At 68.7% G+C, this 26619-nt stretch carries 24 protein-coding genes; 16 read left to right on the forward strand and 8 right to left on the reverse strand.

Annotated features, from left to right (window positions below; genetic code table 11):
* Positions 1-867, reverse strand: a complete 867-nt coding sequence (locus NC595_RS16455; protein WP_253568259.1) for a pseudouridine synthase — start codon at positions 865-867, stop codon at positions 1-3.
* Between the two features lie 133 nt (positions 868-1000).
* On the opposite strand from NC595_RS16455, the gene NC595_RS16460 reads away from it, so the two are divergent.
* The 3 genes from NC595_RS16460 (at position 1001) to NC595_RS16470 (ending at position 6280) form a co-directional block, all read left to right on the forward strand.
* Positions 1001-1546 carry a YaeQ family protein gene (locus tag NC595_RS16460; protein ID WP_253568260.1) on the forward strand — a complete coding sequence of 182 codons (546 nt, stop codon included), beginning with the start codon at positions 1001-1003 and terminating at the stop codon, positions 1544-1546.
* Between the two features lie 203 nt (positions 1547-1749).
* On the forward strand, positions 1750-4209 hold the full coding sequence (locus tag NC595_RS16465) for a sensor domain-containing protein (RefSeq protein WP_256489455.1): 2460 nt from the start codon (positions 1750-1752) through the stop codon (positions 4207-4209).
* 85 nt (positions 4210-4294) lie between these two features.
* Complete coding sequence (locus NC595_RS16470; protein ID WP_253568264.1) at positions 4295-6280, forward strand: CocE/NonD family hydrolase; 1986 nt, start codon at positions 4295-4297, stop codon at positions 6278-6280.
* Between the two features lie 468 nt (positions 6281-6748).
* On the opposite strand, the gene NC595_RS16475 is transcribed toward NC595_RS16470, so the two are convergent.
* Together NC595_RS16475 and NC595_RS16480 are read right to left on the reverse strand one after the other, a co-directional pair.
* Positions 6749-7603, reverse strand: coding sequence for a PA4780 family RIO1-like protein kinase (locus tag NC595_RS16475; RefSeq protein ID WP_253568267.1), 855 nt, complete (start codon positions 7601-7603; stop codon positions 6749-6751).
* A 61-nt stretch (positions 7604-7664) separates the two neighbouring features.
* Positions 7665-8678, reverse strand: coding sequence for an LLM class flavin-dependent oxidoreductase (locus tag NC595_RS16480; protein ID WP_253568269.1), 1014 nt, complete (start codon positions 8676-8678; stop codon positions 7665-7667).
* A 138-nt stretch (positions 8679-8816) separates the two neighbouring features.
* On the opposite strand from NC595_RS16480, the gene NC595_RS16485 reads away from it, so the two are divergent.
* Positions 8817-9845: an HDOD domain-containing protein gene (locus NC595_RS16485; protein WP_253568271.1), complete on the forward strand. Its 1029-nt coding sequence runs from the start codon at positions 8817-8819 to the stop codon at positions 9843-9845.
* A gap of 6 nt (positions 9846-9851) precedes the next feature.
* On the opposite strand, the gene NC595_RS16490 is transcribed toward NC595_RS16485, so the two are convergent.
* A complete protein-coding gene (locus NC595_RS16490; protein ID WP_253568272.1) occupies positions 9852-10373 on the reverse strand; it encodes a hypothetical protein in 522 nt (173 codons plus the stop codon).
* 332 nt (positions 10374-10705) lie between these two features.
* Here NC595_RS16490 and NC595_RS20510 point away from each other — a divergent pair, with 332 nt between their 5' ends.
* The 4 genes from NC595_RS20510 to NC595_RS16510 are packed head-to-tail and all read left to right on the forward strand — an operon-like array spanning position 10706 to position 14976.
* Positions 10706-11344: a methylamine utilization protein gene (locus NC595_RS20510; RefSeq protein ID WP_343214916.1), complete on the forward strand. Its 639-nt coding sequence runs from the start codon at positions 10706-10708 to the stop codon at positions 11342-11344.
* On the forward strand, positions 11334-13700 hold the full coding sequence (locus tag NC595_RS16500; RefSeq protein WP_253568274.1) for a putative bifunctional diguanylate cyclase/phosphodiesterase: 2367 nt from the start codon (positions 11334-11336) through the stop codon (positions 13698-13700). The genes NC595_RS20510 and NC595_RS16500 overlap by 11 nt, the downstream gene beginning before the upstream one ends.
* A complete protein-coding gene (locus tag NC595_RS16505; RefSeq protein ID WP_253568276.1) occupies positions 13697-14551 on the forward strand; it encodes a DUF3034 family protein in 855 nt (284 codons plus the stop codon). The genes NC595_RS16500 and NC595_RS16505 overlap by 4 nt, the downstream gene beginning before the upstream one ends.
* Before the next feature lie 2 nt (positions 14552-14553).
* On the forward strand, positions 14554-14976 hold the full coding sequence (locus tag NC595_RS16510) for a group I truncated hemoglobin (RefSeq protein WP_253568278.1): 423 nt from the start codon (positions 14554-14556) through the stop codon (positions 14974-14976).
* A 9-nt stretch (positions 14977-14985) separates the two neighbouring features.
* Here the strand turns inward: NC595_RS16510 and NC595_RS16515 are convergent, their stop codons facing one another.
* A complete protein-coding gene (locus tag NC595_RS16515) occupies positions 14986-15159 on the reverse strand; it encodes an oxidoreductase-like domain-containing protein (protein ID WP_063671463.1) in 174 nt (57 codons plus the stop codon).
* Between the two features lie 3 nt (positions 15160-15162).
* Positions 15163-15927: a class I SAM-dependent methyltransferase gene (locus NC595_RS16520; protein ID WP_253568280.1), complete on the reverse strand. Its 765-nt coding sequence runs from the start codon at positions 15925-15927 to the stop codon at positions 15163-15165.
* Between the two features lie 165 nt (positions 15928-16092).
* On the opposite strand from NC595_RS16520, the gene NC595_RS16525 reads away from it, so the two are divergent.
* Complete coding sequence (locus NC595_RS16525; RefSeq protein ID WP_253568282.1) at positions 16093-17553, forward strand: GGDEF domain-containing protein; 1461 nt, start codon at positions 16093-16095, stop codon at positions 17551-17553.
* Here the strand turns inward: NC595_RS16525 and thpR are convergent.
* Positions 17550-18143 (reverse strand): RNA 2',3'-cyclic phosphodiesterase, encoded by a 594-nt coding sequence (gene thpR, locus NC595_RS16530; RefSeq protein WP_253568284.1) that lies wholly within the window; start codon positions 18141-18143, stop codon positions 17550-17552. The two genes, NC595_RS16525 and thpR, sit on opposite strands and share 4 nt — an antisense overlap.
* A 379-nt stretch (positions 18144-18522) precedes the next feature.
* Complete coding sequence (locus NC595_RS16535; protein WP_253568286.1) at positions 18523-19449, reverse strand: LysR family transcriptional regulator; 927 nt, start codon at positions 19447-19449, stop codon at positions 18523-18525.
* Between the two features lie 125 nt (positions 19450-19574).
* Here NC595_RS16535 and NC595_RS16540 point away from each other — a divergent pair, with 125 nt between their 5' ends.
* The 7 genes from NC595_RS16540 to NC595_RS16570 all read left to right on the forward strand — a co-directional run bounded on the left by NC595_RS16540 (position 19575) and on the right by NC595_RS16570 (position 26319).
* Positions 19575-20804: an acyl-CoA dehydrogenase family protein gene (locus NC595_RS16540; protein ID WP_253568288.1), complete on the forward strand. Its 1230-nt coding sequence runs from the start codon at positions 19575-19577 to the stop codon at positions 20802-20804.
* Positions 20801-21871, forward strand: coding sequence for a phosphotransferase family protein (locus tag NC595_RS16545; protein WP_253568289.1), 1071 nt, complete (start codon positions 20801-20803; stop codon positions 21869-21871). Before NC595_RS16540 ends, NC595_RS16545 begins: the two co-directional genes overlap by 4 nt.
* A 2-nt stretch (positions 21872-21873) precedes the next feature.
* Positions 21874-22566, forward strand: a complete 693-nt coding sequence (locus NC595_RS16550) for a histidine phosphatase family protein (RefSeq protein WP_253568291.1) — start codon at positions 21874-21876, stop codon at positions 22564-22566.
* Positions 22567-22587: 21 nt separating this feature from the next.
* Positions 22588-23355 (forward strand): SDR family oxidoreductase, encoded by a 768-nt coding sequence (locus tag NC595_RS16555; protein WP_253568292.1) that lies wholly within the window; start codon positions 22588-22590, stop codon positions 23353-23355.
* 16 nt (positions 23356-23371) lie between these two features.
* Positions 23372-24160, forward strand: coding sequence for an SDR family oxidoreductase (locus NC595_RS16560; RefSeq protein WP_253568294.1), 789 nt, complete (start codon positions 23372-23374; stop codon positions 24158-24160).
* Between the two features lie 184 nt (positions 24161-24344).
* Positions 24345-25346: an NADP-dependent oxidoreductase gene (locus NC595_RS16565; protein ID WP_253568296.1), complete on the forward strand. Its 1002-nt coding sequence runs from the start codon at positions 24345-24347 to the stop codon at positions 25344-25346.
* Between the two features lie 160 nt (positions 25347-25506).
* Positions 25507-26319 (forward strand): hypothetical protein, encoded by an 813-nt coding sequence (locus NC595_RS16570; RefSeq protein WP_253568298.1) that lies wholly within the window; start codon positions 25507-25509, stop codon positions 26317-26319.
* Positions 26320-26619 lie beyond the last annotated feature (300 nt).

Consider the following 26619-nt stretch of genomic DNA (forward strand, 5'->3'; position numbering starts at 1 on the left):
CTAGCGCAGCACCCGGCTGCTCTCGAAATGCCGCGGCTCGCCGGTCAGCGGATCGACGAAATCCAGGGCGCGGGCCAGCAACTGCAGCGGACGCGCCGGATCGTCCGGCGCCGGAGCGGCAAGCTGCGGGTACAGCGGGTCGTTCGCGATCGGCGCGCCGAGCCCGGCCATGTGCAGGCGCAACTGATGTTTGCGACCGGTGACCGGGCGAAGCCGGTAACGCCACAGCGCCGCGTCGCGCCCGATCACCTCGATGCGCGTTTCGCTGTTCGGCTCGCCGGGCACCTCGCGCATGCGGAAGAACGGCTCGCCACGCTCGATGCGCGAGCGCCGCACGAGAGGAAAATCCAGCGTCGGCAGCGGCGGCGCCAGTGCTTCATAGAGCTTGCCGATTCGCCGCTCGCGGAACAGGCGCAGGTAGTCGTCGCGGTTGTCCGGCCGCGCGGAGAACAGCACCAGGCCCGAGGTCAGCCGGTCGAGCCGGTGCAGCGGCACCAGGTCGGGATTGCCGGTCAGCGCCACCAGGCGGGCCAGCAGGGTCTGCGTCACGTAGGAGCCGACCGGCGTTACCGGCAGGCCCGGCGGCTTGTCGGCCACCACCAGGTGCGGGTCCGCATGAACCACGTGCACGTCGCCGGGAATCGCCGGCTCATCGGCCACCTCGCGGAAATAGCGCACCGGCATGCCCGTGCGGTAGCGCGTCTGTGCCGTGATCGGCGCACCGTCGGCGTCGAGCACGCGGCCGCGGGCGATGCGGTCGAGCCAGCGCTCTCGGGGGATCGCGGCAAAGTGATCGCACAGGCAATCCAGCACCGTGGACCAGGGGCCGGGCGGCAGATGCAGAGTACTGGGGGGAATCGAAGACACGGCGGGCGATCGGCGGGAAACGTCGGCCAGCGTAACCCGGCCGCCACGCGCCCGACCATGGCTGAGTCCGACCGGCGCCGCGCTCCCGCCTGCTGCCGGTAGACTGCGCGGCTGACTCCCGGGAATGTATCGCATGGCCCCCAACGCCACCATCTACAAGGCCGAACTGCAGGTCAGCAACATGGACCGGCACTACTACGCCGCCCATACGCTCACCCTGGCCTGCCATCCCTCGGAAACCGCCGAGCGGTTGATGGTGCGGCTGCTCGCCTTCGCCCTGTACGCCGACGAGCGGCTGGAGTTCGGCAAGGGCCTGAGCAACGAGGAGGAGCCCGACCTCTGGCACAGGAACTACGCCGGCGAGATCGAGCTGCTGATCGAGCTGGGCCAGCCGGACGAGTCGCGCATCCGCAAGGCCTGCGCCCGCGCCCGGCAGGTGGTGGTGGTCAACTACGGCGGCCACGCGGCCGACGTGTGGTGGGACAAGATCGCCACCAGCCTCGCACGACACCGCAACCTCACCGTGCTGGACATCCCCGAGGCCACCGTGCGGCAACTGGCGGAACTGCTCGAGCGCAGCATGCGCCTGCAGGTACTGGTCCAGGACGGCGAGCTGCAGCTGATGGACGGCAGCCGCAGCGTCAGCGTGCACGCCCGCCGGCGCATGGGGTCGGACTGACCGATCGCCAGGCCGCCGACGGGCACCACCGACGCCGGCCGACGGCCGGTACGGAAGGCGCCATCGACCCGGCGTGGAAAGCCGTGCGGGGGCGGTGTAACGTCAGCGCACCCGCAGGCACGGGCAGCGACACGGGCAGCGGACGCCCCCCCCCCCGGAATCGGCACAGACCAGGATCGAGGCGGTGCGTCATGGGCAGTGCGATGGATCTCGGGAGCATCACACCGATACTTTCGACGGTCTCGGACGGCGTCGTCATGACCGACCGCGAACGCCGCGTCACCTACGTCAACCAGTCGTTCATCGACCTCACCGGCTACGCCAGCGACGACCTGGTGGGCCGCACCTGCAGCGTGCTGCAGGGTCCACAGACCAACCCAGACACCGTGCGCGCGATGCGCGCCGCGTTGGATGCCGGCGAATCGTTCTGCGGTGAGATCCTCAACTACACCAAGGCCGGCGAGACGTTCTGGAACGAACTCACGATCACCCCCGTGTTCGAGCAGGGGGTGCTGTCGGGCTTCCTCGGCATCACCCGCGACAGCTCGGCGCGCAAGCAGGCGCTGGAAGTCCAGGCGTCGCGCGAGCGGCTGTACCGGTTCCTGTTCGAGCACGTGCAGGCGGGCATCGTGCTGCACAAGGCCGACACCGAGATCATCTACGCCAACCAGACCGCGCTGCAGCTGCTGGGCATGAGCTACGACGTGCTGCTGGGCGCGTTCTACACCGACGAGCGATTCGATTTCATCCGCGAGGACGGCTCGCCGATGCCCCCGGAGGAGTTTCCCGTGGCGCGGGCGCTGGCGTACCGGGCGGCGGTGGGCAACTACGTTCTCGGCCTGCGCCGCTGCAGCGACCACCGGCTTGTCTGGGTCATGTGCAATGCCATCCCCAACCTCGACGGGAACGGCGAACCCACCGAGGTGGTGGTGAGCTTCACCGAAGTCACCGGGCTGAAGCAGGCCGAGCAGGCGCTGAAGCAGTCCGAGGAGCGCCTCAGCCTGATGCTGCGCGGCGCCAACGATGCCGCCTGGGACTGGGACCTGGCCGCCGACGAGCTGTACTACTCGCCGCGCTGGTGGCACATGCTCGGCCTCGAACCCGGCGCGCTGCCGGTAGACTCGCAGCTGTGGAAGCGGCGCATGCACCCGGACGACGTGGATCGCGTGCTGGCCGCGTTCGAGGAGTTCCTGGGCGGCGACACCGAGAGCTACCAGCTGGAGTTCAGCCTGCAGCATCGCGATGGCCACTACGTGCCGGTGCTCTCGCGCGGGTTCATCCTGCGCGATGCCGATGGCCGCCCCACCCGCGTCTCGGGCACCAACACCGATCTCACCGAGCGCAAGCGCACCGAGCAGCAGATCCATCGACTGGCTTATTTCGACATGCTCACCGGCCTGCCGAACCGCCGCCAGCTGATGGAGCGCCTCGGCCGGATCCTGGCTCGGCCGGCGCCGGAGCGGCAGCTCGGCGCGATGCTGTTCGTCGACCTGGACAACTTCAAGCTGCTCAACGACACGATGGGCCACGATGTCGGCGACCTGCTGCTCAAGCAGGTGACCCGCCGGCTGCACGCGTGCGTGCGGGGGCAGGACGTGCTCGGCCGGCTCGGCGGCGACGAGTTCGTGGCCCTGCTCGACGACCTCGGCCGCGACCCCAACACCGCGCTGCAACGGGCCGAGGGTGTGGCGCACAAGATCCGCGACGTGCTCGCCCTGCCCTACACGCTGGACGGCATCGACTACCGCTGCACGGTGAGCGTGGGCATCGCCCTGTTCGAGCAGGGCGAGCGCGGAGCGGAGAACACCCTGAAGCACGCGGACCTGGCGATGTACCACGCCAAGTCGGCCGGCAAGAACACGCTGCGTGTGTACGACCAGGCCATGCAGGTGGCCATGCAGGAGCGGCTGGCGCTGGAGCACGACCTGCGCAACGACCTGCAGGCGCGCCGGTTGCGTCTGCACTTCCAGCCGCAGGTGGACAGCGAGGGCCGCACGGTCAGCGCCGAGGTGCTGCTGCGCTGGAACCACCCGGTGCGCGGCGACGTGCCACCCGCGCAGTTCATCCCGCTGGCCGAAGCGACCGGGCTGATCCTGCCGCTGGGCGAGTGGGTGCTGGAAGCGGCCTGCCGCCAGCTCGCCGCCTGGGCGCTGCATCCACCTACCGCCGGGTTGAGCCTGTCGGTGAATGCCAGCGTGCGGCAGTTCCACGACCCGGGCTTCGTCCAGGGCGTGATCGAGGTCCTCGAACGCACCGGTGCCGACCCGTCGCGGCTGGTGCTCGAGGTCACCGAGAGTCTGTTTGCCGAGAACATGGAGCAGATGATCGAGCGGATGGCGCGCCTGCGGGAACGCGGCGTGCGCTTCGCGCTGGACGACTTCGGCACTGGCTACTCCTCACTCAGTTACCTGCAGCGCATGCCGCTGGACGAGATCAAGATCGACCGCTCCTTCGTGCAGGACACCCGCCACGACGAGCACGGCGCGACGATTACCCGGATGATCATCTCGCTGGCCGGCAACCTGGGGATCAAGACCGTCGCCGAAGGCGTGGAAACCACCGAGCAGCGCGACTTCCTGTATCGCCAGGGCTGCCACCACTACCAGGGCTACCTGTTCGGCAAGGCCATGCCGCTGGAGGCATTCGAGGCCCAGCTGCGCTGAGCCCGTCGTCTGAGACCATCGGCGAGTGGCCGGCACGGCCCGCGCGCTGATAACGTTTACGCTCCACCCCAGGGGACAACCGAAGATGTCGCGAAAAGCTCTTGCCGCCTCGGTGCGTGCGGGCCTGCTGCCCGTGCTCGCCACCGCCCTGCTGGCCGTCTCGGCCGGCGTCGCTGCCCGGCAGGATGCCGCTCCGCAATACCCCAACTACCCGAGCGAGACCCCGGCGAAGTTCACGCCGGTCAACGCCGACGCCGATTTCGAGCGCCGCGTGGTGATGATCCCGATGCGCGACGGGGTGAAGCTGCACACGGTGATCCTGATCCCGAAGAACCTCAACGGCGACCATGCGAAGAAGGCCGGCATCCTGCTCACCCGCACACCCTATGACGCCGACGGCATGACCACCCTGGCGCAGAGCGGCCACCTCGAGTCGAATCTCGAGGGCTACGACAACGCGGTCGACGTGATCGTCGAGGATGGCTACATCCGCGTGGTGCAGGACGTGCGCGGCAAGTACCACTCCGAGGGCGACTACGTGATGAACCGCCCGCCGCACGGGCCGATCAACCCGACCCCGGTCGACGACGCCACCGATACCTGGGACACCATCGACTGGCTGGTGAAGCACGTGCCGGAGAGCAATGGCAAGGTCGGCACGCTGGGCATCTCCTACGACGGCTTCGAGCCGCTGATGGCGCTGATCCACCCGCATCCTGCCCTGAAGGTGTCGGTGCCGATGAACCCGATGGTCGACGGCTGGATGGGCGACGACTGGTTCCACCACGGCGCCTTCCGCCAGCAGAACCTGCCCTACATCTACGAGCAGACCGCCAGCCGCGACAACAGCTACAAGTGGTGGTCGAACGTGCATGACGACTACGACCTGTACCTGCGCGCCGGCTCGGCCGGGGAGCTGGCCCGCGAGCACGGCATGGAGCAGTTGCCGTTCTGGCAAAAGGTGCTGGCCCACCCGGCCTACGACAGCTTCTGGCAGGACCAGGCGGTGGACAGGCTCCTCGCGAAGGAGCCGCTGAAGGTGCCGGTGATGCTGGTGCACAGCCTGTGGGACCAGGAGGACATCTACGGCGCCATCGCGGTGTACAAGGCGATCAAGCCCAAGGACACCAGCGGCACCATGGTCAAGCTGGTAATGGGCCCGTGGCACCACGGCCAGGAAATCGGCGATGGCAGCTCGCTTGGGGCGATCCGGTTCGGCAGCGACACCGGCAAGTATTTCCGCGAGCACGTGTTGCGCCCCTACCTGGCACAGTACCTGAAGAACGACGCACCGAAGGCCGACGTGGCCCCGGTCACCGCCTTCCAGACCGGCACCAACCGCTGGGAGAGCCTCAAACGCTGGCCCGCCGGCTGCAACAGCGGCTGCACCATCAAGCCCACGCCGCTGTACCTGGGCGACGGCATGAAGGCCACGTTCGGCAGGCCGGCGGACGACGATGGCGACAGCTACGTCTCCGACCCGGCGCATCCGGTGCCGTTCCGTGCCCGGCCGATCCAGCCGGTCGCCTACGGCGAGCACGACACCTGGGCGCAGTGGCTGGTGGACGACCAGCGCGAGGCTTCCGGCCGCACCGACGTGCTGAGCTACACCTCCGACGTGCTGACCGCCCCAGTGACCATCGCCGGCGAGCCGCAGGTGCATCTGACCGCCTCGACCACTGGCACCGACAGCGACTGGGTGGTGAAGCTGATCGACGTGTATCCGGACGAGGTCGCCGCGCAACCGGAGATGGGCGGCTACCAGCTCGCCGTGGCGATGGACATCCTGCGCGGACGCTACCGCCAGGGCTTCGACAAGCCCGAGCCGATCACGCCGAACACCCCGCTGCCGTACACCTTCGCCCTGCCGACCACCAACCACGTCTTCCTGCCCGGCCACCGCATCATGGTGCAGGTGCAGTCCAGCTGGTTCCCGCTGTACGACCGCAACCCGCAGACTTTCGTGCCGAACATCTTCCTGGCCAGGCCGGAGGACTATCGCAAGGCCACGCAGGAAGTGTTCCACACCAGCTACGTGGAACTGCCGGTGGTGGCAGCGAAGGGCTCATGAGCGGGGCCCGCGCCTTTCGCGCGTCGTCGGGCGAAACGCGGCGGCGGCGCGCGAAAGCTGTCATCATGGCCGCGCGCGGGGATCACCCCGCAGGAGCGCGCCATGAAAGGTCTGAACCAGCAGAAAGGCGACAAGAAGAAAGCCTTGAAGACGCCCAAGGAAAAGAAGGCCGAGAAGGCGGCCAAGAAGGCGGCCAAGGGAAACAGCTTCCCCGGGCACTGAACGAAAAGGGCCGCGATGCGGCCCTTTTTCATGGCGAAGTGCTGGTTCGACGAGGCCCAAAAGACTGTGCAGTCGGGGCTGAAGCCCCTCCCACAGGTCCCTGGAAGTCCGGTCGCTCTGCCGGAGCACGGGGCTGAAGCCCTTCCACACAGCCAGTGGAAGCCCGATCGCCCCGTGGGAGCGGCTTCAGCCGCGACGCTCTTCGCCCCCGCAACGACATCGATTCCGCCTGCGCACAGCGAAACCTCAATCCTCCCGCGCAGCCTCGCGTCCCTGCTGGCGGATGATCGCCTCTTCGCGCGCATCGATGATCGACTGCATCACGCTGTCCACGTCGGCGGCGCGCTCGTCGAAGGTGAAGTGGCCGGTGAGTTCGGTGTCCGGATGCAACTCGCTCTGCTCGAACAGCGCCCACATCTCCTCGGCGTAGTGCGTGTCCAGCAGCTCCGGCGCGAAGCGCGCCAGGGTGATGGTGAGGTTGCTCACGTCACGGCGCAGCATGAAGCGCGCATTGTTGTTGCCAGCGGCGCTCACCGCCTGCGGCAGGTCGATGATCACCGGGCCGTCTGGCCCCACCAGCACGTTGTATTCCGAGAGATCACCGTGGATCAGCCCCACGCAGAGCATGCGGGCCACCTGCTGCATCAGGAAGCGGTGCCAGGCGCGAGCGGTGTCAGCATCCAGATCCACCTCGCCGAGCCGCGGCGCGGAGTGGCCGTCCCCGTCGGTCACCAGCTCCATCAGCAGCACGCCGTTGAAGTAGCCGTAGGGCTTGGGCACGCGCACGCCGGCGTCGCTGAGCAGGTAGAGCGCGTCGACCTCGGCGTTCTTCCAGGCGGCCTCGGCCTCCTTGCGGCCGAACTTGGTGGACTTGCCCATGGCGCGCGTCTCGCGGCTGCCGCGCACCTTGCGCCCTTCCTGGTACTGCACGCGTTGCTGGAAGCTGCGCCGGGCCATGTCCTTGTAGACCTTGGCGCAGCGGACGTGATCGCCCGAACGCACCACGTATACCGAGGCCTCCTTGCCGCTCTTGAGCGGGCGCAGCACCTGGTCGATCACACCATCGTCGATCAGCGGCTGCAGGCCGTGGGGAATCTTCATGCTGTGGGAACGGGCCAGGCGGGGGGACTGGCCATGATGCCTGAAGCGCGTCTCGACCGGCTCATCCGGCCGCAGCCGGCGAAGCATTCGCCATCGCATCGCGGACGGCGGCCGCCAGCTCGAACGAGCGCAGCCGGGCCCCGTGGTCGAAGATGTTGGCCGTGATCAGCAGTTCGTCCGGGCGGTGCCGCTCGATGAAGGCGCGCAGGCCGGCTCCGGCCGTCGCCGGGCCACCCACCACCGCGCAGGCCAGCGCATGCTCCACACCGAGCTTCTCGGCCGGCGTCCAGAATGCCTCGATATCGTCCAGCGGCGGCGGGATCAGCCCCGGCCGCCCGCGCCGCAGGTTGACGAAGGCCTGCTGCTGGGTGGTGAACAGCCGGCGCGCTTCGGCATCGCTGTCGGCCACCACCACGTTGGCGGCGAGGATCGCGTAGGGTGCGGCCAGCCGCGTCGAGGGACGGAAGTCGCGGCGGTAGATCGCCAGCGCCTGGTCCATCGCGTCCGGCGCGAAGTGCGAAGCGAACGCGTACGGCAGCCCCAGCTGCGCGGCCAGCCGCGCACCGAACAGGCTGGAGCCGAGCAGCCACACCGGCACCTCAAGCCCGGCGCCGGGCACCGCCCGCACCGGCTGGCCCGGCGCCGCCGGTTCGAAATAGCCAAGCAGCTCGACCACGTCGTCCGGGAAGGTGTCGGCCCCCTCGAAATAGCGCCTGAGGGCGCGGGCGGTGGCCTGGTCGGTGCCTGGCGCGCGGCCCAGGCCCAGGTCGATCCGGCCCGGATACAGGGCGGCCAGGGTGCCGAACTGCTCGGCCACCTGCAGCGGCGAGTGGTTCGGCAGCATGATGCCGCCGGCACCGACGCGGATGGTCGAGGTACCACCGGCGATATGGCCGATCAGCACGGCAGTGGCGGCGCTGGCGATACCAGGCATATTGTGGTGCTCGGCCAGCCAGTAGCGCCGGTACCCCAGGCGCTCGCCGAGCCGGGCCAGATCGAGGCTGTTGCGGAACGACCGGGTCGCGTCACTGCCTTCGGTGACAGGGGCCAGGTCGAGGATCGAAAAGGGGATCATGCGGGGCGCCGGAGGGGGAGTTCCGGGTAGATGGGGCCCGCGGACCGTCCGGTCCACCCCCCCGAAGCTTCATTTTTCTGTGCGGTGGCCGTTAAGTCCGGGGCAAGCGCCGGGGGGACCCGGCCGGGGACGGGGTGCATGGGCAAGCTGTGGCGCTGGATTCTTGGCTATTCGGACGCTGCGCCGGCGGCGCGGACGTCTGTTGCCGCGTCGGCGCCTCTCCGCGATGCCGGCAAGGACACCCACGAGGCTGTACCGCTGGCCCAGCTCGACGAGCGCTTCCACCGGTTCGTGCTCGGCCTCCCGGACTACGCGATCGACGAGCCTAGCCTGGAGGAACGCACCCTGCTGCGCCGCCTGCAGTTGCACAGCGTGCAGTTCGACGTGCGCAGCCTGCCCCGCCTGCCCACCGTTTTGCCGCAGCTGCTGCGCTCGCTCAAGGCCGACAACGTCGGCGGCGCCCAGCTGTCCAAGCTGATCGGCCGCGACCCGGTGCTGGTGGGCGAGGTGATGCGGGTCAGCCGCAGCATCTACTACCGCACCCTGCATCCGATCCAGAGCCTTCAGCACGCTGTGGTGCTGTTGGGCCAGGACGGCCTGCGCCGGGTGGTCACCATGCACGTGATGAAGCCCATCCTCCACGCCAGCGCCGGCATGTTCGGCCACGTCGCCGGCCAGCGCCTGTGGGAGCACGCCGAGCGCTGCGCGCACGCCTGCGCCTACCTGGGGAAGTCCACCTCGGACCCGTTCGAGGCCTATCTGGCCGGGATCGTGTGCAATACCGGCACCGGCGCCGTGGTGCGCCTGCTCGACCAGGAGGCCCCGGCCGAAATCGGCCCGCTCACCGGTCAGTTCCTGGCCGCCTGTGCCCGGCTGGGAGCGCAGATCTCGTTGAAGGCAGCCGAGCACTGGGATCTGCCGGCCAACGTGCTCGCGGCACTGGAGGAACGCGCCGACGGACGCACCGCCCCATCCTCGCAACTGGGGCGCGCGCTGGCCTGCGCCGACACGCTGGCCATGACCCAGGTGCTGTGCGACCACGGGCTGCTGCCCAGTGGCGCCAGCCCGGTCGGGGCGCAGTGCGAGTTCTTCCCCGCCGCGATGATCGAGCGCTGCCAGCAGGACCTGCAGCGTCAATTCCGCGATGCCGAGGCGCAGCCGGACTAGGCCGGCCTATTTCGGCAGGCTGTTGCGGACGTCCGGCTCGAGCCTGGCGGCGATCTGCGCGGCTCCATCACGCAGCAGGATGACCAGCGCACGGGCATACGCCGCATTGTCCGAGCCGCTCGGCACCTTGGTCGTGGACGTGGCCCGGTAGTCGTGGCTGGACACGTAGCCGCGGGCGTTGATGACGCAGTGGAGCGACAACTCCAGCCACACCGCGTCCGGCGCGTCCTCGTCGCCGCCGCGGAGGGCGGCCTTGGGTCCGTCGCAGGCGATCGTGAGGTTGGTGAAATAGTCCTTCTGCACCGCCGCGCGCAGCTGCGCCTCCAGCGCCTTGGCCAGCGGCGGCTCGGGCTTGAGCTTCACGCTCTGGTCAAGCCCTTTCACCTCGAGTTGCTCCGGCCCGTCGCCGAGAATCAGCCAGGGCGCCTGGTTCGGCACCACCAGGGTGTCGAGCGCGACCGGCGTGCGGACGTCGTGGCTGCATGCGGCGAGCAGCGAGACTCCCGCCGCAACCAGGATGCGTTTCATGGTTTGCCCCCCGTTTTGCTGACACCGCTCGAGCCTAACCGGCGCGCCTCCATGCGATCAACGTCGATGGGTCACGAAACCGGGAAGATCCTGCAACCGATCCGCCCGGCCGTTCGTACGTTGCAAGCGTAGGTGTCGGGGAGTCGACCCTGGCGACTCAAGGTCGCGCCACGCATTGCCGATAAGGACAATCGGCTCGCGGGCAATGCCCCGCATCCTGGGGGCAGACGACAGCACCGTGGCTCGCTCCGCCACATCACCGGAAGAGCCTGCCCTTGAGATCACGATCACCTACACGCGTCTTCCACGGGTTCGCCGCTGGGCTGGCGATCATGCTCGCACCCGCCACGGGCGCCCACGCATCGGTGCTGCAGGTCAGGGTGCACGACACGCATGGCGCACCTGTCAGCGATGCCGTGGTCTCGCTGCAGCCGCTGGACCGACCCGCGCCACCGGCGCACGACGCCCTCGCCACCATGGACCAGCGCAACCTCAGTTTCGTGCCGCAGGTGCTGGTGGTGCAGAAGGGTAGCAAGGTGCGCTTTCCCAACAGCGACAACGTCCGCCACCACGTCTATTCGTTTTCCCCGGCCAAGCGCTTCGAACTGAAGCTCTATGCCGGCAACCACGCGTCCACCGTGCTCTTCGATCGCCCCGGAGTGGACGTGCTCGGCTGCAACATCCACGACTGGATGCTCGGGTACGTGGTGGTGGTCGATACGCCCTGGTTCGCCAAGACCGGACCGGACGGAACGGCGACGCTCGAAGCCCCGCCCGGTCGCTACACGCTCGAGCTGTGGGACGCGCGGCAGGATCCGGCCACGGCGCCGGCCGGCGGGACCGTAATCCTCGGCGGGACACCCACGCGGCGGCAGTTCACGCTCGCGCTGCATCCGCCCGAGCTCACCAACACCGCTCCGCCGAACCTCGAGATCGGCCTGGGAGACCGGGTCCCATCGCATGCGCATTGATTTCCGCGCCCGCCTCGCGGTGCTGCTGCTCGGCCTGTTCGTGCTGGTGCAGGTGCCCACCTTCCTGGCGTTCTACTACGCCACCCGGCAGAGCGCGCTGAACCAGGCGCAGGCGCGACTGGACGCCGGCGCGAGCGTGTTCGGCGACCTGCTGGCCAGTCGCGGCAGCCAGTTGCGGGACGCGGTGCGCGTGACTACCGCGGACTTTGGCTTCAAGCAGGCGGTGGCCACGGGCGACACGCCCACCATCCACTCGGTGCTCTACAACCAGGGCCACCGCATCGCCGCCAACATCACCGTGCTGGCCCGGCTCGACGGCCACGTGGTCGCCAGCCTCGACGGCGACGGCCGCAGCGTGCCCGCCGGCGACTGGTCGGGACTGGTCGCCGGCGCGGATTCGAGCGCCAGCGGCACCTCGGTGGCAGTCATCGGAGGGCGGCCCTACCAGCTGGTGATCGTGCCGGTGCGCGCGCCGACGCCGATCGCCTGGGTCGGCATGGGCTTTGCCCTCGACGGCAAACTGGCGGGCACGCTGAAGGAGCTGACCGGGGTGGAGGTGAGCTTCGTCGCGCGCGACGACGACGGCCAGCGCTGGGTCGCCAGCACACTGCCCGTGACCGGACCCGCGGAACGCGACGCGCTGTTCGACGCGGCCGGCGGATCCGGCGGCCAGCCCCGGCTGGTGGCGCTGGGCCCGCACGACTACTTCACCCGCTGGCAGCCGCTGCCCGGGCGCGGCGGCACGGCCGGCGCGCTGCTGCAATATTCGCGCGACCGGGCGCTGTCGAGCTACCACGCGCTCGGCGGCGAGCTGCTGCTGATCGCGCTGGCGTCGCTGCTGGCCTCTATCGGCGGCGTGCTGTGGCTGTCGCGCAACGTCACCCGGCCGGTCTCGCAACTTGCCGAGGCGGCCCGGCGCATCGGCCACGGCGACTACCTCGGACTGGTACCAGTGGAGCGCAACGATGAGCTCGGCCAGCTAGCCGAGGCGTTCAACACCATGCAGCATGGCATCGCCCGGCGCGAGCGGCAGATCGCCCATGCGGCCTTTCACGATAACCTCACCGCGCTGCCCAACCGGGCGCGTATGCAGCAGCTGCTGGACGAGGCACTGGCGCGGGCGCGCGACGACGGCCAGCCGCTGGGCGTGCTGATGCTGGACCTGGACCGCTTCAAGGAAATCAACGACACCATGGGCCACGCCATCGGCGATCGCGTATTGATCGAGGTGGCGCAGCGCCTGCAGGCCGCCCTCGCCGAGGGCGACGCGCTGGCCCGCTTCGGCGGCGACGAGTTCGTGCTGGTGGTTGGCGCGGCCGACCGCGCCGCGCTGGACGCCCGGGTCGACGCGGTGGTCGCCGGGGTCTCGCAGCCGGTGGCGGCCGGCTCGGTGGAGCTGTTCCTGGAGGCCAGCGCCGGCATGGCGGTGTTCCCCGAGCACGGCGAACATCCGGACGACCTGTTGCGCCGCGCCGACATCGCGATGTACGACGCCAAGGAGGCGCGCCAGCGACTGCAGGTGTACCGCACCGGCCGCGATGCCGAACATCTGCACCGGCTCTCGCTGGTCAACGACCTGCGCCGCGCGGTACCCAACGGCGAGCTGGAGCTCCACTACCAGCCCAAGCTGCAGCTCAGCAGCCGCCGTGTCGCCCATGTCGAGGCGCTGCTGCGCTGGCGCCATCCGCAATACGGGCTGGTGCCGCCGGACGAGTTCATCCCGCTGGCCGAGCATTCCGGCCTGATCCGCTCGCTCACCGACTGGGTGTTGCACGAGGTGATCCGGCAATGCGCCGAGTGGGCCGACAGCGGACTGGACATCGGCATCGCGCTGAACCTGTCGGCGATGGACCTGGGCAGCGGCGACCTGCCGGACGTGCTGGCGCGCCACCTCGCCCGCTACCGGCTCGACCCGGGCCGGCTGGTGCTGGAGATCACCGAGACCGCGGTGATGCGCGACGCGTTCTACTCGCTGGAAGTGCTCAACCGGCTCAAGGCCTGCGGCGTGATGCTGGCGATCGACGATTTCGGCACCGGCTACTCCTCGCTGTCGCACCTCAAGCGCCTGCCGGTAGACGAGCTGAAGATCGACAAGTCCTTCGTGATCGGCATGGACCAGGACGAGGACGACGCGGTGATCGTGCGCTCGACCATCGAGCTGGCGCACAACATGGGGCTGAAGGTGGTGGCCGAGGGTGTGGAGACCGAGGCCACCATGGAGCTGCTGCAGCGCTATCGCTGCGACAGCGTGCAAGGCTACCTGATCAGCCGGCCGATGGCCGTGGCCGAGGCCACGCGGTGGCTGGGCGAGGCGAGCCGGCGGTACGACGCCGAGGCGGCGGGCACGGTGGCATGAAGACGACCTTCGCCATGCTCGCCGCGCTCGCCCTGTCGCCGGCCGTCGCGCACGCCGGCGACGGCCGCCTGCTCGCCACCGGCGGCGTGACCGAGGTCGAGGGCAGCGCCGGCGGCGGCCTGGTGCCGTGGGCGGTGCTGGCCGGTTACGGCACCCGCGACCAGGTGGGGGCAACCGCCTTCCGCACCCGGCTCGACCTGCCCGATTACCGGCTCGATGCCTGGGGCGCTGCCTTCACCTGGCACAACCGGGTTGAGCTCTCCGTTGCGCGCGACCGCTTCGACCTGGGCACGCTCGGCCGGGCCATCGGCCTGCCCGGAGCGGCGCTGCGCCAGGACGTGACCGGCGCCAAGCTCCGGCTCGCCGGCGACCTGGTATACGGCCCGTGGCCGCAGCTCGCGGTGGGCGTGCAGCGCAAGCGCCTGCTGGATTTCACCATCCCGCGGCTGGTCGGCGCGCGGCGCGACCGTGGGACCGACGTCTACCTCGCCGCCAGCCAGGTGCTGCTCGGCGCCGCCGGCGGCTACAACCTGCTGTGGAACGTGACGCTGCGCTCCACCGCGGCCAACCAGTTCGGCCTGCTCGGCTTCGGCGGCGACCGCGGCGGGCGCCGGCTGGTCGGCGAGGGCTCGCTGGCGGTGCTGCTGGATCCGCATGTGGCAGTGGGCGCCGAATACCGGCAGAAGCCGGACCACCTCTCGTTCGCCCGCGAGAGCCGCGCGGCCGACCTGTTCGTCGCCTGGTTCCCGGACAAGCACGTGTCTCTGACCGCTGCCTACGTGACGCTCGGCCCGGTGGCCGGGCTGCGCGACCAGCGCGGCTGGTACCTCTCGCTGCAGGGGAGCCTGTGACGATGCAGCGCCTCGCCACCCTCGTCGCGCTCGTGCTGCTGGCCGCCTGCGCCGGCGCGCCGACGCACGAGCCGACGCTGTACGAGCAGTTGGGCGGCCGCGACGGCATCGCCGCGATCAGCGACCACCTGCTCGACGCGTTCGCCCGCGACCCGCTGGTGGCCCCGACCTTCGATCACGTCGACATCCGGCGCTTCCGCCGCTATTTCGCCGACTACCTGTGCCAGACCGCCGACGGCCCCTGCCGCTACACCGGCGACCCGATGTCCGAGGTCCACCGCGGCATGCACATCGACGAGGCGATGTTCAACGCGGTCGTGCAGGACCTGATCATCGCGATGGACCGGGAGCACATCCCGGTGCGTGTACAGAACCGGCTGCTGGCCCGCCTGGCGCCGCAGCGCAAGCACATCATCTACCGCTGAACGCGGAGATCAGGCCGGCGCGTCCGGATGACGGGCACGCCACGCCGCCAGCGCCTCGCCGTACTCGCCCAGCGCCTGCTCGTACAGATCGTAGACACAGGGGATGCAGCCCTGGCCACAGCATTCGCCGGGCTCGGGCTCCGGCGGAGGCTGCGGCCTGGGGTCACGTTCCAGTTCCGCCATCGATCAGTGCGCGGGCTTGCGGAAGCGGTAGGCGAACTGGTCGGTATGCCCGCGGATCGACGGATCGAACACCTTGATGTCGTGCGGATCCTTCGGGTTGCGCAAGACCTTGCTCTCGCCGTCGAACACGAAGCCGACCGACTCGACCTGCTTCCTCACGATGGCCGGGTCGATCCGGTGCAGGGTATCGGTATCGCTCATGCCGGAGCCGGCCGGCGCCACGTGGTCGACCACCACGAACAGGCCACCGGGCTTGAGCGCGTCGTACACCTGCTTGTCGAACGCCACCGGGTCGATATGGCCCATGAACTTGTCCGGGTAGTCGTGGTAGTTCTGCGAGGTGAACACCAGGTCCACCGGCTCGGGCGTGGAGAATTGCGTCGCAGGCTGCACCAGCACGCTGATGTTGGCGTAATGCGGATCCTGCGAGAGCTTGCGCAGGTTGGCCGAATCGGGCTGGGACACCTTGTCGTAGGCGTCGGGCCAGATGCCGTAGACATGGCCCTTCGGGCCCACGATCACGCTGAACACCCGGCTGAAGTAGCCGCTGCCGGGGATCAGGTCCACCACCTTCTGACCCGGCTTCACCTCGGCAAAGGTCATCAGCGCGCCGATCTTGCGACGTGCATCGTTGGCAGCGTCCGCCTTGCGCGCCGGATCGGCGACGGCGGCGCGCACGTAGGACGGTTCCGTCCTGGCATGGGACGATGCGACAGCAGCCATCGGCATCAGCAACGCCAGGCTGGCGGCAAGCATGGTAAGGCGCATGGCGGATCTCCGTCGGGGGAAAGGCGACAGTGTGCACCCTCGACCGGGCGGTCGTCGCCATGACCGGCGCCCTATGCCCCTGCGCCACCTGTTGCCGCGCCCCGCTCCAAGTAGTACTAGTGCTGTGTCCCGCCCGGACCGCCGTCACGACCAAGGATGCCGCCGATGACCTTGCTGTTCGCATGCGTTTTCGTCCTCCTGCATGCGTCGGCCATCTTTTTCCTGCCTGCCCATGCCATGCAGGTGTCTTACGCCTTCCTGCTGGCCGCACCCCTGATCGCGGCCGCCGCGGCCCTGCGTAGGGGGCTGCGCGGTGGATGGCGCGCCGGTCGTGGCTGGCTGCTGATGGCGCTTGGCATGGCCTCGTGGGCACTGGGCATGGCGGCAAGCCTGCGACAGGACCTGTTCCTGGACAACGCGAACGCGGCCCCAGGCGACAGCACGCTTCTGTTCGTGCTGTACGGGGTGCCGATCGTGCTGGCGATCTCGGCACCCTATGTGGAGGGCGAGTCCCCGCTGGTGCGGACCATCGATGCCATGCTCGCCCTGGCACTGGGCTACCTGTTCTACGTGCACGTGTTCAGCGTGGTGACCCTGCATGGCGCCGGCAGCCGCGAGCAGGCCGAATACATGGTCCGCATGCTCGACGCCGAGAACCTGTTCGTGCTGCTCGCCTCGGCCATCCGCTTCAGCGCCAGCGACCGCCGGCACGAATTCCAGTTCTACCGGGCGGTCGTCACCTTCGCCGGCCTCTACACGGTAACCACCGCCTACTACAACCACTTCGTGGCGCTGGGTGACCATCCCGACTTCGGCTCGCTGCGCGACCCGCTGGTCGACGTCCCCTTCCTGGCCTTTGCACTGACCGCATGGCGCGAGAGCGCGCGGACGCCGCGACGGCCATCGCCCGCCCTCGTCCGCATGGTCCGCAGTGGCAGTCCGCTGTTGATGGCGCTGGCCCTGCTGGCCCTCTCTATCGTCGTGCTGCAGGAGCGCTTCTATGTCGGGGTGGCCGGCGTCGTGGTGGCCGTGCTGGGCTATGGCACCCGCAACACCCTCACCCAGGTCCAGCACATCAAGAACGAGGAAGGGCTGCGCCGGCAGAGCGACGAGCTGGCCACGATGGCGCATACCGACAGCCTCACCGGCCTGCCAAACCGGCGCGCGCTGGACGAGGCGCTGGAACGCGCCTGGTACCGGCCCGGGGTGATCCGCGACCGCATCACCCTGCTGATGATCGACATCGACTACTTCAAGCAGCTCAACGATACCTACGGTCACCCGGCCGGGGATGCCTGCCTGAAGAAGATCGCCGAAGCGCTGCAGCAGGTGCTGGGGCGACCGGGCGACATGCTGGGCCGCTACGGCGGCGAGGAGTTCGCGGTGGTGATGACCGGGGCTCCGCTGCAGGCCGGGCTGGTGGTCGCCGAGCGGCTACGCCAGACCGTCGAGGCGCTGGCGATCGAGAATTCCGGCAGCCCGCACGGGGTCGTCACGATCAGCGTCGGGGTATCCAGCAGCATGGCCGGACTGCGCCCGCTGGACCTGCTGGTGGCCCAGGCCGACAGCGCCCTGTACCAGGCCAAGCGAAACGGCCGCAACCGCATGGCGGCCATCGACGACTAGCGTCCCAGCCGCCAGTGACCGAGCGTCCGGTAGTCGCGATGACCGGCCTCACCGTGCAGCAACTCCAGCGCATCGACCGGCCACTCCACGCTTCCCTCAAGCATGACCGGTGCCGGCAACGCGCGCTCGGCGTAGGCCAGGGTCACATGCGGCACGAAGCTGCGATCCACGTGGGCGTCCAGGGCACGGCGTGCCAGCTCGCGCCGCAAATCACTCCACAGCTCGGCCAGCGCACGGACATCCGATTCACCGCGCAGCACGCAGGGCGGCTGGCGACCGCGGAAACTGTCGACGCGATCGGCCGTCCAGACGAACGGCGCCGCTCGGGCGGCAGCGGCTTCGCCCGCCGAACGCGCCGACGCAAGCAGCGTGTCGCCCAGGCTCACATGGTCGCCAAGGAAGGCCAGCGTCAGGTGGTAGCGCGCCGGCCGCACCCAGCGTCCCGTCAGTGCGCGTTGCGTGCGCAGCGCGGCGGCGACGTCGGAGATCCGCACGCGTACCGCTTCCGACGGGACCAGTGCGAAAAACAGGCGATGGCGTGGCATCGGCGCCTGCACCGGGTCGAACAGGCTGTCTTGCGGCGAGGGCATGGGCGAGGACGCGGTGGTCGCCGGGACCGGGCCTGGCAGGTTAGCAGCCCGATGCCGACCTTGAACGTTGCCTTCGAGTAACGCGGCGCGAACCATCGTCGAGGGGCGCCGCCCGGGCCCATCGCTGTCGATGAAGGCACACGTTCCGGGTCCGGTCGAGGCCCAACCGCCCCGAAGCGCTCCCGACCGGGAGCCTCCGACCGCAGGTACGCCATGTCCTCGCCTACCCGAGAAATGACCGCTTCGGACATCACAACGTCTATCGCGTGAATACCGCCCGTCCCGCCAAGCCGGACACACGCAAGCGCAAGGCCGCCAGGAAAGCCGTCGACAAGAGCGCTTCTCCGGCACGCAAGGCGGCGCGCCGTTAGCCTCGCTTTCAGCGCCCGCCCGGCAACGCTGCCGAGGCACCCCGTATCGCCGCCATGATCTCGCCGCGCAACCAGGCATGGCCGGCTTCATCGGTCCGCGCCGCCGACCAGTAGGCCTGGATCGGCACCGGCTTGAGCTTGAGCGGCAGCGCATGCACGGCCAGCGGCAGCATCGCCGCCAGGCTCCGCGCGTAGCCGGCCGGCAGGGTCAGCAGCAGGTCACTCGCCGCCACCACCTGGCAGGCGGCGAAGTAGTGCTGGCAGGTCAGGCGCACGTCGCGGTCGCGACCGTCCTGGTGCAGCAGCACGTCCAGTGCCGCCGGCTCGCCCTGCGGCGACACCGCCACGTGGCTGGCCGCGAGGTAGTCGGGACGGCGCAGCGGATACTTCGCCAGCGGATGATCGCGGCGCATCGCCACCACCAGCGGTTCGTCGATCACCGGCTCGCTGGCGATCCGCGCACCGACGCGCTGGCGGCGATCCACCGCCAGGTCGAGCGTGCCGGCCAGCAGGTCGCGCTCCAGGTCACCCGCCGTCACGCGGCGGCTCACCAGCCGCACGCCCGGCGCCTTTTCCGCCAGGCGCCGCACCAGCGGCGGTAGGGCGATCGACTCCAGCACGTCGCGGCAGCCGAGGGTGAAGGTCATCTCCAACGCGCCGGGTACGAACGGCAGCTCGCGCTGCACGCTGGCCTGCAGCCCGCGCAGATGCTGCTGCACGTCGCCGATCACCCGCAGCGTGCGCTCGGTCGGCACCACGCGGTTGCCCTGGCGCACGAACAGCGGGTCGCCGAAATGCTCGCGCAGGCGGTTGAGCGAGTGCGTCACCGCCGGCTGGGTCAGGTGCAGCGCGCGCGCTGCGGCGCTGATGCCGCCGTGCACGTGGATCGCGTCGAGGACGCGGAACAGGTTGAGGTCGATGCGGCGGGCGGGCATGCGGGCAGTCCGTGCGCAGGGGACTGCGAGCATATCAATCCCGGCAATGACCTGGCATAAGGCACATGCATTTCAATGATCCGATACGCCGGCGTAGGCTCGGGCGGTCATCAGGAGCCGCCACCGTGGATTTCTCGCACTCCGCCCGCAGCCGCGAGCTGCTCGACCGCCTCGACCGCTTCATGCGCGAAAAGGTGATCCCGGCCGAGCCGGTCTACGCCAGCCAGCTTGCCGGCGGCGCCGACCACACCCGCTGGCGCCAGCCGCCGATCGTGGAAACGCTTAAAGAGCAGGCGCGGGCCGAAGGCCTGTGGAACCTGTTCCTGCCGGGCGGCGAGCACGGTGCCGGCCTGTCCAACGTGGACTACGCGCCGCTGGCCGAGCGCATGGGACACAGCTTCATCGCGCCGGAGGTGTTCAACTGCAACGCGCCGGACAGCGGCAACATGGAGGTGCTGGCGAAGTACGGCACCCCCGCCCAGCAGGCGCAGTGGCTGGTGCCGCTGCTTGACGGCACGATCCGCTCGGCGTTCTGCATGACCGAGCCGGAGGTCGCCTCCTCCGACGCCACCAACATGCGCGCGACCGCCACGCTGGACGGCGACGAGGTCGTGCTCGACGGCCACAAGTGGTGGTCCACCGGCATCGGCCATCCGCACTGCCGCGTGCTTATCTTCATGGGTCTCACCGATCCCGACGCGCCGCCGCACGCGCGCCACTCGATGGTGCTGTGCCCGCTGGACGCGCCGGGCGTCACCGTCGAGCGCATGCTCACCGTGTTCCACGACTACGACGAACCGGGCGGCCACGGCCAGGTGCGCTTCGACCGGGTGCGCGTGCCGGCGAGCAACATCCTGCTCGGTCCCGGCCGCGGCTTCGAGATCGCGCAGGGGCGGCTCGGACCCGGTCGCGTGCACCACTGCATGCGGGCGATCGGCGCGGCCGAACGCGCGCTCACCCTGCTCTGCCGCCGCGCCGGCGAGCGCATCGCCTTCGGCCGCCCGCTGGCCGAACTGGGCGGCAACGGCGAGCGCATCGCCGAGCTGCGCATCGCGATCGAGCAGGCCCGCCTGCTCACGCTGAAGGCAGCCTGGACGCTGGACACCGCCGGCCCCAAGGCCGCGCTGAGCCTGGTCTCGCAGATCAAGGTGGTGGTTCCGAACGTGGCGCAGCGGGTGATCGACGCGGCGATCCAGATCCACGGCGGCGCTGGCCTCTCCGACGACTTCCCGCTGGCCGCGCTATACGCCTACGCCCGCGTGCTGCGCCTGGCCGACGGTCCGGACGAGGTGCACCGCGCCGTGGTCGCCAAACTCGAACTCAAGGCCCAGCAGCAAAACGGAGACGCCCGATGAGCGCCGCCATCGACCAGCCGCGCCCGGTGCGCGCCGAGGATGCGTTCGATCTTGTCCGCGTCGACGCCTTCCTCAAGGAGCACATCGACGGCCTCATCGGCACGCCCGAGCTCGGCCAGTTTCCCGGCGGCGCTTCCAACCTCACCTACCTGCTGCGCTACGGCGACCGCGAACTGGTGCTGCGCCGCCCACCGCCCGGCGCCAAGGCGAAATCCGCCCACGACATGCTGCGCGAAGCGCAGGTGATGACCGCGCTGCGCCCGCACTACCCGTACGCGCCGCGCATCCTCGCCACCTGCCACGACGCGGACGTGCTCGGCTGCGATTTCTACGTGATGGAACGGCTGGCCGGGGTGATCCTGCGCCGCGAGCTGCCGGCCGACCTCGGGCTGGATGCCGCCGGCGTGCGCGCGCTGTGCACCGGCTTCATCGACCGGCTGGTCGAACTGCACCGCATTGACACCAACGACCCGGCGATCGCCGCGCTCGGCAAGGGCGAGGGCTACATCGCGCGGCAGGTCGCCGGCTGGAGCGAGCGCTACCGCCAGGCGCTGACCGACGGCAGCGATCCGTGCGAGGACGTGATGGCCTGGCTGGCCGACAAGCAGCCGTCGCGCGAAACCGCGATCTGCGTGATCCACAACGACTACCGCCTCGACAACGTGGTGCTGGACCCGGCCGACCCGCTCACCATCACCGGCGTGCTGGACTGGGAGATGACCACCTTGGGCGATCCGCTGATGGATCTCGGCGGCGCGCTGGCGTACTGGGTGCAGGCCGACGACGACCCGGTGTTCCAGTCGTTCCGCCGCCAGCCCACGCATGCCCCGGGCATGCTCACCCGCCGCGAGGTGGTGGACTACTACGGCGAGCGCACCGGCTGGAATGTCGACCGCTTCGATTTCCACGAGGTGTTCGGGCTGTTCCGCCTGCAGGTGATCGTGCAGCAGATCTACCGCCGCTTCGCGCTCGGCCAGACCAGCAACCCCCAGTTCGCCGGCTTCGGCGATGCGGCCAAGTACCTGGCGCAGCGCTGCCGCCGGCGCATCGCCGCTTCGGGGCGCTGAACATGGGCGACCTGCTGCTGATCCGCCACGGCCAGGCCAGCTTCGGCGCGGCCGATTACGACCGGCTGTCGCCCGTGGGCGAGCAGCAGTCGGCTCGCCTGGGCGCATGGCTGGCGGCACACGAAGCGCCTCCCGCACACGTGGTGCGCGGTGCGCTGCGCCGGCACGCGCAAACGGCCGAGCATTGTTTGCGCGGCGCCGGTCTTGAGCTTCCGGTGGAAGTGGTGTCCGCGCTGGACGAGCTGGACCACGTCGACCTGCTGGCCCGGCATCGCCCCGACCTCGCCGGCCACGAAGCGTTCGCCGCTGAACTGCGCTCAGCCGCCGACCCGCACCGCGCGTTCCAGCAGATGTTCGTCGCCGCGGTGGATCGCTGGACCGCCGGCACCCACGACCACGAGTACGCGCGCCCGTGGCCGCAGTTCCGCCGCGGCGTGCTGGAGGCACTCACCGCCCTCGCCGCCCGCGCCCGTGATGCCGACGGCGACACCTGGGTGGTGACCTCCGGCGGCCCGATCGCGGTGATCGCCGCGCAGCTGTTCGGCACGCCGCCGGAGCGCACCTTCGCCCTGAGCTGGCCGCTGGCCAACACCGGCCTGAGCCGCGTGCGGGTGAACGGCGCCGGCCCGCAGATGGTCACCTACAACGCCTGGCCGCACCTGGCCGGCGCCGCCGACCTGCTCACCTATCGCTGATTCGACATCGAGGACACCCGCATGACCACCGAGCTGTTCGACCTCACCGGCAAGATCGCCCTCGTCACCGGCGCCAGCCGCGGCATCGGCGCCGAGATCGCCCGCCTGTTCGCGGCGCATGGCGCGCACGTGATCGTCTCCAGCCGCAAGCTCGAGGACTGCCAGACAGTGGTCGACGGCATCGTCGCCGAGGGCGGCAAGGCCGAGGCCATCGCCTGCCACATCGGCGAGATGGCGCAGATCGAGGCGCTGTACGCGGCCATCGACGCAGCCCACGGCCGGCTCGACATACTGGTCAACAACGCCGCCACCAATCCCTACTTCGGCCCGATCACCGAGACCGACCCGGCGATCTTCCAGAAGACCGTCGACGTCAACATCCGCGGCTACTTCTACATGTCCAGCCACGCGGCGAAGCGCATGGCGAAGAACGGCGGCGGATCGATCGTCAACGTGGCCTCGGTCAACGGCGTGGTGCCCGGCTTCCAGCAGGGCATCTACTCGATCACCAAGGCCGCGGTGATCTCGATGACCAAGGCCTTCGCAGTGGAATGCGCCGAGGCCGGCGTGCGCTGCAACGCGCTGCTGCCCGGCCTCACCGACACCAAGTTCGCCTCGGTGCTGGTCAACACCCCGGCGATCCTCAAGCAGGCCATGGCGCACGTGCCGATGCGCCGCGTGGCGCAGCCCTCCGAGATGGCCGGCGCCGCGCTGTACTTCGCCAGCGCGGCCTCCTCCTATACCACCGGCGCCGTGCTCAACGTCGACGGCGGCCACCTCTCGGTCTGACCCTGGAATCGCGACCATGACCCCTGCTGATACCGCACGCCTCGCCGGCAAGCGCGCCTACATCACCGGCGCTGCCGGCGGCCTCGGCGCCGCCATGGCCCGACTGTTCGCCCGCCACGGCGCCAAGGTCTTCCTCACCGACATCGACGGCAGCGGCGCGCAGGCACAGGCCGATGCCATCAACGCCGAGCGCGGCGACACCGTGGCCTGGGCCGCGGCGCAGAACGTGCGCGAGGAAGCCCCGTGGCCGACCTTGCTGGAACAGGCCGCGCAGGCGATGGGCGGCCTCTCGGTGCTGGTGAACAACGCCGGCATCGGCGCCCTCGGCGGCGTGGAGAGCCTGGCCACCAAGGACTGGCAGCGCGTGATGGGCGTGAACGTCGAAGCCGTCTACTTCGGCTGCAAGTACGCCCTGCCCTGGCTGAAACAGAGCCCGCCCGGATCGATCATCAACATCTCCTCGATGGCCGCGTTCAAGGTCGACCCCGACTACACCGTATACAACGCCTCCAAGGCGGCGGTCGCCTCGCTGAGCAAGTCGGTCGCGATCGACTGCGCGCGCCAGCAGCTCGCCATCCGTTGCAACTCCATCCACCCCGCCTTCATCCGCACCGGCATCGTCGAGCCGTTCTTCCAGCAGCTCGGCGAGGAAGAGGCGATCCGCAAGCTCACCCGCGGCAACCCGATGCGCCGCCTCGGCGAGCCGGACGACGTCGCCTACGCGGCGCTCTACCTCGCCTCCGACGAGAGCCGCTACGTCACCGCCACCGAGCTGCGCGTGGATGGCGGGGCGTCGGCGGTGTGATGCACTCGCTTCGTCGCTGCATCAAGACTCTGGACCCCGGCTTCCGCTGGGGTGACGTATCGGTGTTTTGTCGCATTCTGAGCAAGCCAGAACCCCCGACTTAACCGGGCACCCACCTATCCGTCATCCCAGCGCACGCTGGGATCCAGTGACTCACCATCCCAGGAAAACCACGAGGCCCACCATGTCCCTCACCAACCGCCAGCTCCGCCTCAAGACCCGCCCCGAAGGCCTGGTCCAGCGCGACAACTTCGACCTCGTCGAAACCGCAGTCCCCGAGCTCAAGGACGGCGAAGTCCTGGTGCGCACGCTGTACATCTCGATGGACCCGACCAACCGCGTGTGGATGCGCGACATCCCGCAGTACCTGCCGCCCGTCGCCATCGGCGAAACCATGCGTGCGCTGGGCCTGGGCCGCGTGGTCGCCTCGCGCTCGCCGCGCTACGCCGAAGGCGACCTGGTGCAGGGCCTCACCGGCTGGCAGGCCTACCTCGTGCTGCACCAGGACACGCCCGGCTACGTGCGCCTGCCCGCCGACCCCGGCATCCCGCTGCCGACCCTGCTCGGCGCGGCCGGCATGAGCGGCGTCACCGCCTACTACGGCATGACCGACATCGCTCCCGTGCAGGCCGGCGAGACCCTGGTGGTCTCGGCCGCGGCCGGCTCGGTCGGCTCCATCGCCGGACAGATCGGAAGGATCCACGGCGCCCGCGTGGTTGGCATCGCTGGCGGCGCCGACAAGTGCAAGTACCTGGTCGACGAACTCGGCTTCGACGCCGCCGTCGACTACAAGGCCGCCGACTTCAAACAGCAGCTCAAGGCCGCCACCCCCGACGGCGTGCACGTCAACTTCGAGAACGTCGGCGGCGAGGTGATGAAGGCGGTGCTCGGCCGCATGAATATCGGTGGACGCGTCGCCCTCTGCGGCCTCATCGCCGGCTACAACTCCGGCGAAAAGCCCGGCGACGACTTCAGCCCCTTCATCATGAAGCGTCTCACCATGCGGGGCTTCCTGGTGCTCGACTACACCAAGACCAAGGAAGCGGTGCATGCGATCACGGGATGGATTCTCGAGGGCAAGCTGAAGACCGAAGAGACGGTGGCCGAGGGGTTGGAGAATGCGCCAGTGGTGTTGAACCGGCTGTTCGATGGGAGTCATCGGGGGAAGCTGGTACTAAAGGTGTAACTGTTGACCTAACCTCCCGGATATCTCGTTCAACTCAGGTGCGTCTATGGGAGAGGCAAAGCGCAGGAGAAACTCCAAGCCGATTACCTGGACGGCCGGGTCGCACCATACGCTTATCGTCGAGTGGCTTCGCGAGGACGAACGGAAAACTGGCTCCGAATTGGCCGACCGCCTCGCCTCGTGGAGTTCAGACGTCATATTGAAACGTTGCCAAAGTGGACGCGATGTCGTTAGCGCGCTTGAGGAAGCCCTTCTTCGCCTTAGGGAGACTGGTAAGGTGCCCGTTATTCATCTGGAGGCTCACGGCCTTGAGGCGCCAAACGCGGGTGATGATTCAGGCCTTGGGGGACCAGATGGCAAAGGTGGCGAGGAGCATTTACTCTGGAGACAAATCGCTCCTCTACTAGGCCAAATCAATTTGGCATCTCAATTTCAACTTCTCCTTGTTGGAGCAGCCTGCTACGGACTCACTGCACTAGATTGTTTCGACATTGCACAGCCGGCGCCGTTTTCAGCATTGATAGGTTTTGCTTCAAAAGTGGCACCAAGGACTCTTTTTGAAGGCATGGTCGAGTTATACCGCCAGCTTCTCAAAGGCGGTCACGGATCGATTCCGGATGCCGTTAAAGCCGCTAATCGCGAGCTTAATTCAGGCGAATTTCTGGCCACCACATCTTTCTTCCACCATGCCTGTGCGGTTCTGGTCTCATACGCCAAAAACGAACTCGAACCCAGCCACCGTGAGGCAGAGAATCGACGCATGGCTAGGATTGCTTCGCTTGAGATGGGGCGACCTGTATCCGCCGAAGAAATGAGGAAGACCCATCGATCAGCCGCGCTGCACAGGTGTAAGGAAGCAGTTGCCATTTGGTTTGCTTACCGCGAACTTACTGAAAACAGAGATCGATTTTGCATAGATGTCAAACGCATATTTGAACAACAGGAGGAAATACACCGTCGAAAAATCATTTAGGGCGCGGAATAGCGGACGCCGACATCCCTAGATGCCTCTTAAAGTTGACGCGCATTGGCGACGGGCTTCATCGTCTGACCGTGAATTATTTCACGGTGACCGATTCGTACCCGATGCTTCCTCACGTGCAGGTGCTTTCGTGCGCCTTCGGCGCCCGAGTCACTTTCTCTTGGGTCGCCAAGAGAAAGTAACGGCGGTTTCTAAGATCAAGTGCACCACCCCACGACAAGGTGATGCATGGGCCAGCACTACGGACATCTGAGCGCCGAAGAACGCGGCGCGATCATGGTTGGCAAGACG

It is taken from the genome of Dyella lutea (assembly GCF_024158035.1).
Classification (GTDB): domain Bacteria; phylum Pseudomonadota; class Gammaproteobacteria; order Xanthomonadales; family Rhodanobacteraceae; genus Dyella_A; species Dyella_A lutea.

Coding starts and splice junctions, on each gene's coding strand:
- NC595_RS16475 (WP_253568267.1), bottom strand. CDS start 7,603: ATGAAGATTCCCCACGGCCTGCAGCCGCTGATCGACGATGGTGTGATC.
- NC595_RS16550 (WP_253568291.1), top strand. CDS start 21,874: ATGGGCGACCTGCTGCTGATCCGCCACGGCCAGGCCAGCTTCGGCGCG.
- NC595_RS16490 (WP_253568272.1), bottom strand. CDS start 10,373: ATGAAACGCATCCTGGTTGCGGCGGGAGTCTCGCTGCTCGCCGCATGC.
- NC595_RS16470 (WP_253568264.1), top strand. CDS start 4,295: ATGTCGCGAAAAGCTCTTGCCGCCTCGGTGCGTGCGGGCCTGCTGCCC.
- NC595_RS16500 (WP_253568274.1), top strand. CDS start 11,334: ATGCGCATTGATTTCCGCGCCCGCCTCGCGGTGCTGCTGCTCGGCCTG.
- NC595_RS16465 (WP_256489455.1), top strand. CDS start 1,750: ATGGATCTCGGGAGCATCACACCGATACTTTCGACGGTCTCGGACGGC.
- NC595_RS20510 (WP_343214916.1), top strand. CDS start 10,706: ATGCTCGCACCCGCCACGGGCGCCCACGCATCGGTGCTGCAGGTCAGG.
- NC595_RS16515 (WP_063671463.1), bottom strand. CDS start 15,159: ATGGCGGAACTGGAACGTGACCCCAGGCCGCAGCCTCCGCCGGAGCCC.
- NC595_RS16510 (WP_253568278.1), top strand. CDS start 14,554: ATGCAGCGCCTCGCCACCCTCGTCGCGCTCGTGCTGCTGGCCGCCTGC.
- NC595_RS16565 (WP_253568296.1), top strand. CDS start 24,345: ATGTCCCTCACCAACCGCCAGCTCCGCCTCAAGACCCGCCCCGAAGGC.
- NC595_RS16535 (WP_253568286.1), bottom strand. CDS start 19,449: ATGCCCGCCCGCCGCATCGACCTCAACCTGTTCCGCGTCCTCGACGCG.
- NC595_RS16505 (WP_253568276.1), top strand. CDS start 13,697: ATGAAGACGACCTTCGCCATGCTCGCCGCGCTCGCCCTGTCGCCGGCC.
- thpR (WP_253568284.1), bottom strand. CDS start 18,143: ATGCCCTCGCCGCAAGACAGCCTGTTCGACCCGGTGCAGGCGCCGATG.
- NC595_RS16485 (WP_253568271.1), top strand. CDS start 8,817: ATGGGCAAGCTGTGGCGCTGGATTCTTGGCTATTCGGACGCTGCGCCG.
- NC595_RS16560 (WP_253568294.1), top strand. CDS start 23,372: ATGACCCCTGCTGATACCGCACGCCTCGCCGGCAAGCGCGCCTACATC.
- NC595_RS16555 (WP_253568292.1), top strand. CDS start 22,588: ATGACCACCGAGCTGTTCGACCTCACCGGCAAGATCGCCCTCGTCACC.
- NC595_RS16480 (WP_253568269.1), bottom strand. CDS start 8,678: ATGATCCCCTTTTCGATCCTCGACCTGGCCCCTGTCACCGAAGGCAGT.
- NC595_RS16460 (WP_253568260.1), top strand. CDS start 1,001: ATGGCCCCCAACGCCACCATCTACAAGGCCGAACTGCAGGTCAGCAAC.
- NC595_RS16520 (WP_253568280.1), bottom strand. CDS start 15,927: ATGCGCCTTACCATGCTTGCCGCCAGCCTGGCGTTGCTGATGCCGATG.
- NC595_RS16525 (WP_253568282.1), top strand. CDS start 16,093: ATGACCTTGCTGTTCGCATGCGTTTTCGTCCTCCTGCATGCGTCGGCC.
- NC595_RS16545 (WP_253568289.1), top strand. CDS start 20,801: ATGAGCGCCGCCATCGACCAGCCGCGCCCGGTGCGCGCCGAGGATGCG.